General features: G+C 52.1%; 13 protein-coding genes. 9 read left to right on the top strand and 4 right to left on the bottom strand.

Annotated features, from left to right (window positions below; translation table 11 throughout):
* Positions 1-84: 84 nt before the first annotated feature.
* A complete protein-coding gene (locus PanJK_RS18470) occupies positions 85-723 on the top strand; it encodes a TetR family transcriptional regulator (RefSeq protein ID WP_256699007.1) in 639 nt (212 codons plus the stop codon).
* A 122-nt stretch (positions 724-845) separates the two neighbouring features.
* Entirely contained in the window at positions 846-1,667 is an 822-nt protein-coding gene (locus tag PanJK_RS18465) for a Cof-type HAD-IIB family hydrolase (protein ID WP_265301845.1), read from the top strand.
* A 60-nt stretch (positions 1,668-1,727) separates the two neighbouring features.
* Here the strand turns inward: PanJK_RS18465 and PanJK_RS18460 are convergent, their stop codons facing one another.
* Complete coding sequence (locus PanJK_RS18460) at positions 1,728-2,615, bottom strand: SDR family oxidoreductase (RefSeq protein ID WP_265301843.1); 888 nt, start codon at positions 2,613-2,615, stop codon at positions 1,728-1,730.
* 103 nt (positions 2,616-2,718) lie between these two features.
* Between PanJK_RS18460 and PanJK_RS18455 the strand changes: the two genes are divergently transcribed.
* Positions 2,719-3,543 carry a helix-turn-helix transcriptional regulator gene (locus PanJK_RS18455; RefSeq protein ID WP_256699004.1) on the top strand — a complete coding sequence of 275 codons (825 nt, stop codon included), beginning with the start codon at positions 2,719-2,721 and terminating at the stop codon, positions 3,541-3,543.
* Here PanJK_RS18455 and PanJK_RS18450 read toward each other — a convergent pair.
* Positions 3,485-3,916: a winged helix-turn-helix transcriptional regulator gene (locus PanJK_RS18450; protein WP_265301840.1), complete on the bottom strand. Its 432-nt coding sequence runs from the start codon at positions 3,914-3,916 to the stop codon at positions 3,485-3,487. The genes PanJK_RS18455 and PanJK_RS18450 overlap by 59 nt on opposite strands.
* 111 nt (positions 3,917-4,027) lie before the next feature.
* Between PanJK_RS18450 and PanJK_RS18445 the strand changes: the two genes are divergently transcribed.
* Complete coding sequence (locus PanJK_RS18445) at positions 4,028-5,077, top strand: NAD(P)-dependent alcohol dehydrogenase (RefSeq protein ID WP_265301837.1); 1,050 nt, start codon at positions 4,028-4,030, stop codon at positions 5,075-5,077.
* A gap of 303 nt (positions 5,078-5,380) precedes the next feature.
* Here PanJK_RS18445 and PanJK_RS18440 read toward each other — a convergent pair whose 3' ends face one another.
* On the bottom strand, positions 5,381-5,821 hold the full coding sequence (locus PanJK_RS18440) for an ester cyclase (protein WP_265301835.1): 441 nt from the start codon (positions 5,819-5,821) through the stop codon (positions 5,381-5,383).
* Between the two features lie 110 nt (positions 5,822-5,931).
* Here PanJK_RS18440 and PanJK_RS18435 point away from each other — a divergent pair, with 110 nt between their 5' ends.
* The 3 genes from PanJK_RS18435 (at position 5,932) to PanJK_RS18425 (ending at position 10,084) form a co-directional block, all read left to right on the top strand.
* Entirely contained in the window at positions 5,932-6,849 is a 918-nt protein-coding gene (locus tag PanJK_RS18435; RefSeq protein ID WP_265301833.1) for a LysR family transcriptional regulator, read from the top strand.
* A gap of 150 nt (positions 6,850-6,999) precedes the next feature.
* Entirely contained in the window at positions 7,000-8,835 is a 1,836-nt protein-coding gene (locus tag PanJK_RS18430; RefSeq protein WP_265301829.1) for a methyl-accepting chemotaxis protein, read from the top strand.
* Between the two features lie 172 nt (positions 8,836-9,007).
* Complete coding sequence (locus PanJK_RS18425) at positions 9,008-10,084, top strand: diguanylate cyclase (protein ID WP_265301827.1); 1,077 nt, start codon at positions 9,008-9,010, stop codon at positions 10,082-10,084.
* 1 nt (position 10,085) lies between these two features.
* On the opposite strand, the gene PanJK_RS18420 is transcribed toward PanJK_RS18425, so the two are convergent.
* Complete coding sequence (locus PanJK_RS18420; RefSeq protein ID WP_265301825.1) at positions 10,086-10,547, bottom strand: OsmC family protein; 462 nt, start codon at positions 10,545-10,547, stop codon at positions 10,086-10,088.
* 357 nt (positions 10,548-10,904) lie between these two features.
* Between PanJK_RS18420 and PanJK_RS18415 the strand changes: the two genes are divergently transcribed.
* Both PanJK_RS18415 and bamE read left to right on the top strand, forming a co-directional pair.
* Entirely contained in the window at positions 10,905-11,408 is a 504-nt protein-coding gene (locus PanJK_RS18415; protein ID WP_265301823.1) for a hypothetical protein, read from the top strand.
* Positions 11,405-11,752, top strand: a complete 348-nt coding sequence (gene bamE, locus PanJK_RS18410) for an outer membrane protein assembly factor BamE domain-containing protein (protein WP_265301821.1) — start codon at positions 11,405-11,407, stop codon at positions 11,750-11,752. Before PanJK_RS18415 ends, bamE begins: the two co-directional genes overlap by 4 nt.
* The last annotated feature ends 216 nt before the right edge of the window (positions 11,753-11,968 follow it).

Below are 11,968 nucleotides of genomic sequence, written 5' to 3'. Positions count from 1 at the left end.
TCCGGGCATACAAAGTAGATTTTGCTGTGCCAACAGAATACGATGAATTATTCGTATTTCTCTATTCGTGTTCAGAGGATGATGATGGCTGAGCCACGTAACACTAAGATTTCAGAGAGAAAAAGGCCCAAGCAGGCGCGCTCCAGCGAGCTGGTTTCCGCAATATTGCAAGCGGCTACTCAGGTTTTAGAGCTGGAAGGCGCCGCCCGTTTCACCACGGCGCGGGTGGCGGAACGCGCCGGCGTAAGTATTGGATCGCTGTATCAATATTTTCCCAATAAGGCGGCTATTCTTTTCAGATTGCAAAGCGAGGAATGGCAGCGCACCGGCAATTTGTTAGGCGCGATTCTGCGTAATACCGCCAACACACCGCGTCAGCGACTGCACGATCTCACGCTGGCGTTTTTACATTCCGAATGTGAAGAAGCGGCGATGCGCACCGCGCTGAATGACGCCGCACCTCTGTATCGTGATGCGCCGGAAGTGCAGGAAGCGCGCGCGGCAGGTGAAAACGTCATTGGTGATTTTCTGTGTGAAGTATTACCGCAGTCAGAGGAGAGCGAACGGGCGCGCGCCGCAGATTTATTGAACAGTACGCTGGGCAATGTTGGGAAACACTTTTCCGAATCGCCGCGCACGCCAGCGCAGATTCAGTCTTACGCGCAAGAGATGGCGGAGATGTTTTGTGCCTGGATCAGGGAAAAAGGCGCCAATTTACAGTAAAAGATGGACTGGAAATCTCTGAAAGCGGTTAACAAACTCATTATTCACATTCTCAATAATCCACACCGCGAGTAAGCTTAACAAAACCTTTATAGAGCCGAATGAGCAAACGGGAGAGCAAAATGGCAGTGAAGATGATTGCGGTGGATATGGATGGCACTTTTCTCGATGACAACAAACAGTACAACACGCAGCGCTTTGCGCGTCAGTATGCGTTGTTGAAAGAGAAGGGCATTCGTTTCGTGGTCGCCAGCGGCAATCAGTATTATCAGTTGCTGCGCTACTTTCCTGATATCAAAGATGAGATCGCTTTTGTCGCGGAAAACGGCGCCTGGGTTTCTGACAGCAATGAAGAGATCTTCTGTGGTGAACTGGCGCAGGAACGTGTGCATCAAATCCTCGATATTCTCGCTAAAGAACCGGACATCAGCACCGTAGTCTGTGGCCGCAACGGCGCGTACGTGCACACGTCAATGCCCGACGAAGTGATTGCCATGCTGGCGAATCACTACCATCGTCTGGAAAAGCGCGACAATCTCTACGACATCGACGATACCATCTTTAAGTTCTCGCTGAACCTGGCGCACGAAGGCGTTGATGCCTTGATGGAGCGTTTGCACGCGGAGCTGGGCGCGATTGAAAACATCATGCATCCGGTTTCCAGCGGTTTTGGTTTTGTTGATTTGATCATTCCCGGCTGCCACAAAGCGCACGGCATCGCGCTGCTGCAGGAAAAATGGGGCATCGATGATTGTGAAGTGGTGGCGGTAGGTGACAGCGCCAACGACATCGAAATGCTGCGTCAGGCGTGTTACAGCTTCTCAATGGCGAACGCCGCAGCGCCGGTCAGCGCGGTGTCGCGTTACAGAACTGAAAGCAACAATGACGAAGGCGCACTTAACGTAATTGCCCGCATTCTGGCGCGTGAAGTGCCGTTTGGTTGATGAATTTCCAGGTGCGCATAAATGCGCACCTGACTTCGTAGGCGCCATTCATGGCGACCATTAATTAAAATATCCCGCCTCACGCATATCCTGCAGTAATCCCGGCCCACGCGGCTGCCAGTTAAACTTCTCACGCGTCCACGCGCTGGAGGACGGATTATCGGTAGAGGCGAAGAACGCCATCCAGCCTAACCACGCTTTGGCTTCTTCCAGCGTCAGGCTTTTCACCGGCAGCGCTAATCCGGCGCCGATAGTTTCGGCGATCTGACGGAACGGTACACCTTCCTCTTGCACCGCATGCAGGATCGCACCCGGCTCAGCCTGCTCGGCCGCCAGGCAAAACAGTTCAGCTGCATCATCACGATGTACCGCAGGCCAGCGATTCTCGCCATCGTCGACATATGCCGCCGCACCTTTCTCCTTCGCCATGTTGATAATCATCGGAATAAATCCGTGATCGCCTGCGCCATGCACGGTTGGCGGTAAGCGCACCAGCGCCACGCGCACGCCGCGGTCGGCCAACGCCAGCGCGGCGACGTTAGAGTTGGAGCGGGGATGTGCGCCCGCTGCCGGTCTGATTTGTTCGGTGGCGATACGTCCTGCCGACACTAACGCGGTGCCGGTGGTGACAATTAGCGGGCGATCTGAACCTACCAATACGTCTCCCATCGCCAGAATCGCACGCTGATCGACCTCGGCGGCATGATCCATGCGGCTGAAATCGTGAATATAACCGGCATGGATCACGCCGTCGCTCTGTTCAACGGCCTTGCGCAGCCCGACGAGATCTTCAAGATCGCCGCGAATCACCTGCACACCTTGCTGCTGCAGTTTTTCGGCGGACGCCTCGCTACGCGCAAGACCTTGCACCTGATAACCGCGTGCCTGCAATTTTTTCACAATGGCGGAACCGATAAAGCCGCTCGCCCCGGTCACAAAAATTCGCATATTGGTGCTCCACTTTTTCAAAGTTGAAGCACTATCATAAAAGTCTGCGACGCGGCGAAAAGTCGTGAGCTTATACAGGTATACGCACTAACAGGATAAAGGCATGACTCAGCAAGATGACAACGTGCTCGGCAACTATCTGCGTGAACGCCGCCAGCGGCTGGATGCGGCGAAACTCGGTTACACCTTGCTGCGCCGCCGCACGCCGGGCCTGCGCCGGGAAGAAGTGGCGGTGCGCGCGTGTGTCAGCACCACGTGGTATACGTGGCTGGAGCAGGGCAGAGGCGGCGCGCCCTCAGAAGAAGTGCTGGAACGTTTAGCCCGCGCATTGGAGCTGAGCGCCGCCGAGCGCGATCACCTGTTTTTGCTGGCGCAAAATCGTCTGCCGGGCGTGACATGGCAAGCGGGCGTGGATGTTTCGCCATCGCTACAGCGCGTACTCGACAGCATGGAGAACACGCCAGCGCTGGTGAAAACCGCAGAGTGGCAAGTGGTGGCATGGAACCGTGCGGCGACCAAAGTGTTTGTCGATTACGCTGAGCTGCCGCCTGCCCAGCGCAATATCCTGCTGATGATGTTCCGGAACGAGGAGATGAAAAAGCGTCTGCCGGACTGGCATAAAGTAACGCGCGGCATGGTGGCCAACTTCCGCGCGGATGTGGCGCGAACCGGCGCCAGCGAGCATGTGCGCGCGCTGGTGGATGAGCTGTGCGAGATGAGCGACACCTTCCGCCAGCTGTGGCAATCGCAGGAAGTGAGTCAGCATGGCGAAGGCATCAAACAGCTGTGGCTGCCCGACGAAGGTGTGCTCGAGCTGGAATACAGCACCTTCGCGGTTGAAGGCAAACCGGGTTTAAGTCTGGTGGTATTTAATCCGCGTCAGCAGCACGATCGGGATTGTGTGGCGCGGCTGATGGCGCGTCCGTAGCGGCGCGATAGTGGGCTTCCATCTCATCCAGCGCCGCCTGATTCTCCAGCCCCCATTGATACATCTGCTCAATCGGTGCCGCGAACGTCATGCCGAGCGGCGTTAAGCGGTAATCGACTTTCGGCGGCACTACATCATAAACGTGACGTGCAATCAGCCCGCGCTGCTCCAGTTCTTTCAACGTCTGAAACAACATTTTCTTCGAAATTCCCTGCAGGCTGCGCTGCAACTCGCCAGTGCGTGCGCGATGGTTCGGCCAGTGATACAGCGCGTGCAGAACCATGCTGCTCCATTTCACCGAAAACAGATCCATCAGCCGGCGCGGCGGCGAATCCGCATAAAAAAACAGCTTTCCGTCAACCATCGCGGGCATCGTTTTCGCCTCCTGTATGGTTACCAAAAGGTAACTACTATCAATTTTGCACCATGTTCACTATAGTCTGCCGCCTTCAGCTAGCCAAAGCCAGTTCATTTCGGAGGCACTATGAAAATCAATGCATTAGTCGCACATGATGCGGCCAAACCGCTCTCTTCCAGCCAGATTGCACTGCGTCCGCTACAGCAGCAGGATGTCAAAATTGAAATTCTGTATTGTGGCGTGTGCCATTCGGATCTGCATATGGCACGTAACGAATGGGCGGTCAGCCGCTATCCGCTGGTACCGGGACATGAAATCGTCGGACGCGTGGTGGAAACCGGCGCGGACGTAACAAATTTCAAAGCGGGTGATGTCGTGGGTGTGGGCGTGATGGTCGATTCCTGCCGCGAATGCCATTTCTGCCAGCAGAAAGAAGAGCAATATTGTGAATCTGGCTTTATTGCAACTTACAACGGCATTGATAAATACACCGGCGACAGCACGTGGGGCGGCTACGCACAGAACGTCGTGGTCGATCAGCACTTCGTGGTGTCCGTACCCCAAACTTTGCCGTTAGCGGGTGTTGCGCCGCTGTTGTGTGCGGGCGTCACGGTGTGGTCGCCGCTGCGTCACTTTAACGTGAAAGCGGGAGATAAAGTCGGCGTGGTCGGCTTGGGCGGATTAGGTCATATGGCGGTTAAATTGGCGAGTGCAATGGGCGCGGAAGTCACGCTGTTCACCACTTCCCCGGCCAAAGGTGAAGATGCGCTGCGCTTAGGTGCGTCGCGCGTGGTGGTTTCACGCGATGCGGCGCAGATGGCGGCCGCGCAAACTTCATTGGATTTCATTGTGGACTGCGTCTCAGCACCGCACGATCTCGATCCTTACCTTGCCACGCTGAAAACCAACGGTCGCTTAGTGCTGGTTGGCATTCCTGAGCAACCGCATCAGTCTCCTAACGTCACGCCGATGGTGAATCGTCGTTTGAGCATTAGCGGCTCATCGATTGGCAGCATTCAGGAAACCCAGGAGATGCTGGATTTCTGCGGTAAGCACAATATCACGGCTGACATTGAGTTGATTGGCGGTGAAGAGATCGAAACTGCGTTCGCTCGCATGTTGAAAGGCGATGTTAAGTACCGCTTCGTTATCGATATGCAAGCGACGCGCTGGTAAACGTTATTCGCCTGCACATGGTTGCAGGCGATTTCACCCTGAAATCGCCTGAGCCTGGCGCAATAACATGCTGATGACGCTGAACTTTACCCGTCATTGTGGATAGAAATTCGCCGGTGCCCGAATGTTACATGATATAGTTACAACATACTTTAATGATTTCTCCCGTAAATTCTGGCCTCGCTGCTGTGGTTTGGTTAATCAGGCAACTAAGTTGGTTATAGCTACCTGCAATCACAGTTAAAACTCTACCTATTAACAAGGTCAGATTAGGAGCAAATTCAGTACGGAGAAGTCATCGTATTAAGCCGGTGGAAACTGACCCAACTGCTGGAACATCGCGAGCCAATCTTCCATATGCCAGGTTGTGGTAACGCGCTCACCATCCAGTAGATGAAATTCATGAAGACGCACGCTAATGCCACGTCCGGTTGGCGCAATGCCCATAAACTCGCCGAGATGCGTGCCTGTGATCTCGGCGCGCACCGCAATCTTCCCTGGCTCTTGCACCATATCGTGCACGATGATGTTGATATCAGGAAACGCCTTAATAAAACTAGCCAGAAGCGGCTTGAAACCTTCGGGTCCCGGACCTTGCCCCGGACTTAATGGAATATCATTCCAGTCTTGGGTTACGGCTAAATCCAGTAAATCCGGATTTTTATCACTAAAGGCGCGGTATAGCATTTCTACCGCCTCACGCTCTACTTTAAGACGGTGATTGAGTTCAGTTGTGACATTCATATTGGATCCCTTGCATCATATTTAACGGTGCATCTCACCGACTTGAGCAGTATTCCTGAATCTGTCACTATCAATCAAACAAATGGCCAATATACCGCATTATATAAAATATGAATTTTGATGGGTTCGACCTTAACCTGCTGGTGGCGTTTAATGCGTTGATGCTGGAGCGTAATGTCACTAAAGCCGCCGCCATTGTGGGTGTAAGCCAACCGGCGATGAGTGCAGCTTTATCTCGCTTACGGCGCGTATTTAACGATCCGCTGTTTATTCGTAGTGCCAAAGGCTTACTGCCGACAGCCAAAGCACAAGAGATAGCCGTGCCGGTTGCTGAAGCGTTAGGGCAGGTGAAAAACCTAATGAATCCAACTCAGATTTTCGATCCTGCCACAAAAGCGCGCAGCTTTACCTTGGGATTGACGGAATATCCACTTCACGTACTTTTGCCTTCTTTAACGCAGAAACTGGCTTTATTAGCGCCGAATTGCAGTATTCATGTGCGCTATTTTACCGATCGTGATGAAACCGTAGCCTTATTAGATGCCGGGAAAATTGATATTGCGATTGGCGTGCCACCGACCAAGGCTGAAAACCGGATACTTTCTCATCCGCTATTAACCGATGATTTTGTCACTATGATTGGACGCCACCATGACGTCGCAGAAAAGGGAATCGACCTAAAATCTTTTGTCGCAATGCGTCATATTCTGGTGTCGCCGGAAGGCAATCATTATGGATTGGTGGATCAAAAGTTGCGAGAACACAACCTGGTACGCGATATCGGCTTGACGTTACCCACAATGTTTTCTGTACCGGCGTTGTTACCTGGCACCGATTATATCGCCACCGTGCTAAGTCGTGTGGCAACTCACACAGCAAATCAGACGCTTATCAACGTATTTACGCCACCCATTGAACTACCAACCATAACCTTCCATCTATTGTGGCATCGTCGCACTCAGCAAAATCCGGCTCATCAATGGTTGCGACAAGTGGTCAGCGATGTTGCTGCCACTTGTCAAACCTGACAATTTTATCGTGCACATCACGACAACATTTCCAGCGGCGCGTAACATCCTGCAATCACTTTTTGCACAATCCTGAATAAACATTTCCCGTACCGCTCCGATAACTCCCTTACAAACTTTACAAAAACAATAACCGCAGGAGCAGGGAACATGGGGCTGGTATCCCGATTACGTAACGTGCGCATCACGCGTAAACTGTCGGCAGGATTCGGCATCGTGCTGTTGTTAGTGGCACTGGCAACCGGATTGAGCGTGCAGCGCTTCAACGCCATTCATGACATCTATCAGAAAACTAACCTGATTTATGACATCAACATCGAAGTGTTCCAGGCCAAAATTAATCGCCTCAAATATCTTTATGGCGATGACAAATCTGGCCAGGTGATGGCGAACTACGTCACGCATGCGCAACAGCTCACCAGTGAAGCGAAACAACTTTCATGGTCGGATGGCGCCAGAGCGCGGGTGGATGAATTGGGAACTCACCTCGCCAGTTTCCAGAACAGCATTGGCGCCATGACGCAAGCCACGCAGCAACTCAATAGCCTACGCTCACAGCTGGATTCCTTAAGCCAGCAAGACATGACCTCGCGCTACACTCAACTGATTCGCACCCCCGTTACCAATCCTGAACTCACCAACCAAATTTACGAGCAGCTGTTCGCCATTAGCAACGTGCGTGAAGAAGCCTGGGCGCTGCGTTTTAACGTTAGTGATGCGCTGCGTAAAACGTTGGAGAACCATTTTCAGCAGGCGGATCAGGGCATGAAAGCGCTGCTGGCGCAGTTGCCCCCGGAACAGCAGGGCGAATTTACCGCGTTGTGGCAGGACACCGAGAAATTCAAAAGCCTCAGCCTGCAAGCGGCGGATGCTTACGGTCAGCTGCGTACGGCGGAAGATACTGTCAAAGTGGCGGGCGATAAAAGCAGTGCGGCGATTAAACAGATCATCACCATCGTCAAAGCGCGCAACGATGAACTGGCCAACGGATCGGCGGCGATTTCACTGCTGATTGGTGGTCTGGCGATTCTGTTCGGCGTGCTGGTGGCGTGGTACATCATTCGTCAAATTACGCGTCCGGTATTCCATAACCTGGAATTGGCGGAGCGCATCGCCAATGGCGATCTCAGTTCGCAATTTGCCACCGATCGCCATGATGAACTCGGCAAGCTGACGTCGGCGATGGGACGCATGAACGAACGGCTGCGCAGCATGATTGGCGATGTGCTGAGCAGCGTCAGCAGCGTGTCGCAGGCGGCCAGCGCGATTAACCAGGGTAACCTCGATTTATCCTCACGCACCGAGCAACAAGCGGCGGCGGTGGTGGAAACCGCTGCCAGCATGGAGCAGCTCACTGCCACAGTGAAAAACAACGCCGCCAATGCGCGTCAGGCGAGTCAGATTGCGGCGGAAGCGTCACATAACGCCAACAAAGGCGGCATCGCGGTGCGTGATGTGGTGAACACCATGGGCGAAATTTCAGACAGCTCGAAAAAGATCGCCGATATCACCGCCGTCATTAATAGCATCGCCTTCCAGACCAATATCCTCGCGCTGAACGCGGCGGTGGAAGCGGCACGAGCCGGTGAGCAGGGACGTGGTTTCGCCGTGGTTGCCAGCGAAGTGCGCAATCTGGCACAGCGCAGTGCCGGTGCGGCCAAAGACATCGAGCAGTTGATCAGTGAATCGGTGGGACGTATTAGCAATGGCCATCAGCAGGTGGCGCGCGCCGGTGAAACCATGGATCAGATCCTCGGCAGCATCGCGCGCGTAAATGAAATTATGGAAGAGATTTCAGCAGCGTCGGATGAACAGAGCCGCGGCATCGAGCAAATTGCCCGTGCGGTGGGCGAGTTGGATACCACCACGCAGCAGAACGCCACGCTGGTCAGCGCCTCCTCGCATTCAGCGAATTCGCTGGAAGAGCAGGCGATGATGCTGGAGCGATTAGTGGCGCAGTTCCGCTTGCAGGGTACTGCACATTAGAAAACACAGTGGAAGTCGATCAACATCGGCTTCCATTTTCTCACTTTTCATCAGGGTGCGACATTTTTTGTGCGATTGCAGAAGCGCAAGGTAAATATTCTTAAAATATTCCACTCCACGGATAACGTTTCCCGTTAAAATGCAATTCTTGTCGTCCTGATACTTCCCGTGCATGAACTACTACTCACCTGACGATAGTCACCTGAAGCGGCGTTCCCAACGCTTCGTCCGTCGCATGTTTATCATGCGTCAGCTCGGCACGATTTTATGTTTTTTCCCAATCCTCTCAGTACTGATGGAGATGGATCGTGATCTGGCGTTTAGCGCCCTGTTATTTGTGAATGCGTTTCTCTGGCCGTGGTTGGCGTATCGCCGCGCGTTGCGGGCCGAAGATTCCACCACCACCGAACGGCATAATTTAACCCTCGACGCCGCCTTCGGTGGTATTTGGGTGGCGCTAATGGCGCTGAGCCCGCTGCCTTCATTTGTCATCATGGCGGTGTTGGCCTCGGATCGTTATGCCGCTGGCGGTGCCGCGCAGTTAATTGCAGCGATGCAGGCATTTATTTGCGGCTTTGTCATGGTATGGCTGATGGATGGCGCAGGCGTAAACCTGACATTCAGTACGCAAACCGTCTGGCTGACCTTGCCGCTCGCGACCTGTTACATGCTGGTACTCAGCGTCACGTCGTACAATCTCACCTGGCAACTGCGCAAACGTAATCGTGAACTGGAACGTATAGCGCTGATGGATCCCGGCCTGGAAATTCCCAATCGTCGCCTGTTTGAGCGTCGGCTGGAGAGCGAATTTCTCAGTACGCGCCGTGGCGACAGTGCTGGCTATTTGCTGCTGATGGATCTCGATTATTTCAAATCGGTAAACGATACGTGGGGACACGAAGCGGGGGATTTTCTGCTGGCGGAAATCTCCGCGCTGTTGCGCAATCATGTGGGATTACAGGATATTCCGGCCCGTTTTGGCGGCGATGAACTGGGCCTGATTGTGCATCGTGCCAGCGACGAATCGGTAGTGGCGCTGGCCCAACGATTGCAGGAAAAGATCGCGCAGGTGCGCTTACCGGCGTCGGCGGAGTTTCGTTGCTCGGTGAGTATTGGTATTGCATCGGCAGCGCATGCAGAATCCATTCGTCACTGGCTGCGGCATGCCGATGAAGCGCTGTATGAGGTGAAACGCGCCGGACGCAACGGCGTGCGCTTATGGCAACCGTCGCTGGCCGGCGCGGCCTGAATTATACGAACTCGGGTTCGCAGTTCACCGTAAAGTTAAGCGAGTTCGCAATGAAACAGGCTTCATGCGCCTGATGATGCAATTCACGCGCGCGGTCCGCGTCCGCCGGATCGCGCAGCGCAATACGCGGTTTGAGAGTGATTTGCGTGAATCGCCCGCGCGTGCCTTCAATCATTGTACCTTCCGCGGCATCTTCATAAGCTTCCACCACAATTCCGGCATCAGAACAGAGATGCAGATACCACAATTTGTGGCATGCCGAGGCCGAAGCCAGCAATAACTCTTCCGGATTCCAGCGCGCCGCATCCCCGCGAAACGCCGGATCGGCGCTCAGTGCAACCGTCTCTTTGCCAGCGGCAATCAGCTCCGCGTTGCGGTCATAAGCGGTATAAGATGCGGTGCCTTTACCACGGTTGCCGGTCCAGCGCACTGTGACCTGATAATGGTGCTCCTTTGCTGCCATTTCTGATGCTCCTTTTATGACGGAAGAGGCACGCAGTCTAACCTGTGTCCAGCAAGGTCGCCATTTATGTCAGATCAGCACGTATGTATGCAGGTGCGCATGAATGCGCGCCCTTCAATAACCTGCCAAATAAACGTAGGGTCGCCATTCATGGCGACCAGAAATCAAACACGAGCGGCAAATCCTCATCAATCCGTTTACCAACATGCAATAGTAAAACGCATAAAAAAAATAAAGTTATAGCAAATATTGCCGATAACCTTTTTCGCATTTATCAGAAGACCATTCCATCTTATATCTCTTGAACTTCACTCTTTCATTTTTGTTGGTTTTTTAAGATTTGAATAAGGAAATTTTATGAAGTGTTTAAACGCCTTGTTAATCCCCGTAGTTCTGAGCCTTTCAGGTTGCTCTAATTTATTCCCTGAACCCAAACAATTCACACCGCCAACTGAAAATTCTGATGTAGCAAAAATTCGTCTTATCGGTGCACCAATGAGTTATGCATTGTATCAGACTGACAGTTCAGGTAAAAAAACCGGTGGATGGGTCTTAAAGCATAATGCATATCTTAATCCTTTTTTAGGTTCTACAAAGGATATCGGATTACCAAAAATAACAGGCAAGAAATATCAGGACGATTATGTCGAGACATTGCTTGTTCCTGATGAAAAAACCATCATTCATCACTCATTATATCAGGGGTGTCATGTGAATCTGCCGTTTGTCCCTGAAAAGAAAAAAATTTATGAAGCTCATATCAGCTATGGCGATAAGACAGGATATTGTGTTCTATACCTCAAGGAAGTTGTGCTTGATAGTGTAAATGGAATCTACGTTGAAAAGGCACTTTCAAAATGAAATGGGGGAGATTAATTCTCACAGGATCGATTTTCGCGCTCGTCTCTTCATGTGCAGCTAACGTTGATCGTACAAAAGAGACTCGGCTTTCAGACTATTCAGAGAAAGAAATCAAGCAGAAACTCGTCCCTGAAGTGACGAGCCGTAAAGAAGTACTGCTCACTTTTGGCACTCCGATAAATTCAGTAAATTATAATAATGCTAAGCGTTGGGAATATTACTCTAAAATTGTTGATAGACGCATCTATTTCCTCATCCCATTAATCAATGACAGAGAGCAATCTCTCACTGTAGATTTTTCAGATAAAGGAATAATCACAGCTTATCACTATGATGAAAAGTGATTGCGAAGTTTGAACTACCAACATTCCGCAACAACGCCATTTATTGCGCAATAACCTGCCGAATAATCGTTGGGTCGCCATTGATGGCGACCGTTTCAAGCATTACTCACTCATTGGCATCGCTAAAGTGTATGCGCTTGATGACATCAATTTTCATCGATGCAGATAGGATTTTCGAGGCGCTATTAGGTAAAATCAGGGAATCGTTAGCGTTTT

This window comes from Pantoea sp. JK, assembly GCF_026130245.1.
In the GTDB taxonomy this organism is placed as follows: domain Bacteria; phylum Pseudomonadota; class Gammaproteobacteria; order Enterobacterales; family Enterobacteriaceae; genus Pantoea; species Pantoea trifolii.
This window is presented reverse-complemented; position numbering and strand designations above follow the sequence as displayed.

Bases quoted from the DNA above. Each gene is read 5' to 3' on its own strand.
- PanJK_RS18440 (WP_265301835.1), bottom strand. From the start codon at position 5,821: ATGAATGTCACAACTGAACTCAATCACCGTCTTAAAGTAGAGCGTGAG.
- PanJK_RS18415 (WP_265301823.1), top strand. From the start codon at position 10,905: ATGAAGTGTTTAAACGCCTTGTTAATCCCCGTAGTTCTGAGCCTTTCA.
- PanJK_RS18435 (WP_265301833.1), top strand. From the start codon at position 5,932: ATGAATTTTGATGGGTTCGACCTTAACCTGCTGGTGGCGTTTAATGCG.
- PanJK_RS18425 (WP_265301827.1), top strand. From the start codon at position 9,008: ATGAACTACTACTCACCTGACGATAGTCACCTGAAGCGGCGTTCCCAA.
- PanJK_RS18470 (WP_256699007.1), top strand. From the start codon at position 85: ATGGCTGAGCCACGTAACACTAAGATTTCAGAGAGAAAAAGGCCCAAG.
- PanJK_RS18430 (WP_265301829.1), top strand. From the start codon at position 7,000: ATGGGGCTGGTATCCCGATTACGTAACGTGCGCATCACGCGTAAACTG.
- PanJK_RS18455 (WP_256699004.1), top strand. From the start codon at position 2,719: ATGACTCAGCAAGATGACAACGTGCTCGGCAACTATCTGCGTGAACGC.
- PanJK_RS18460 (WP_265301843.1), bottom strand. From the start codon at position 2,615: ATGCGAATTTTTGTGACCGGGGCGAGCGGCTTTATCGGTTCCGCCATT.
- bamE (WP_265301821.1), top strand. From the start codon at position 11,405: ATGAAATGGGGGAGATTAATTCTCACAGGATCGATTTTCGCGCTCGTC.
- PanJK_RS18445 (WP_265301837.1), top strand. From the start codon at position 4,028: ATGAAAATCAATGCATTAGTCGCACATGATGCGGCCAAACCGCTCTCT.
- PanJK_RS18465 (WP_265301845.1), top strand. From the start codon at position 846: ATGGCAGTGAAGATGATTGCGGTGGATATGGATGGCACTTTTCTCGAT.
- PanJK_RS18450 (WP_265301840.1), bottom strand. From the start codon at position 3,916: ATGCCCGCGATGGTTGACGGAAAGCTGTTTTTTTATGCGGATTCGCCG.
- PanJK_RS18420 (WP_265301825.1), bottom strand. From the start codon at position 10,547: ATGGCAGCAAAGGAGCACCATTATCAGGTCACAGTGCGCTGGACCGGC.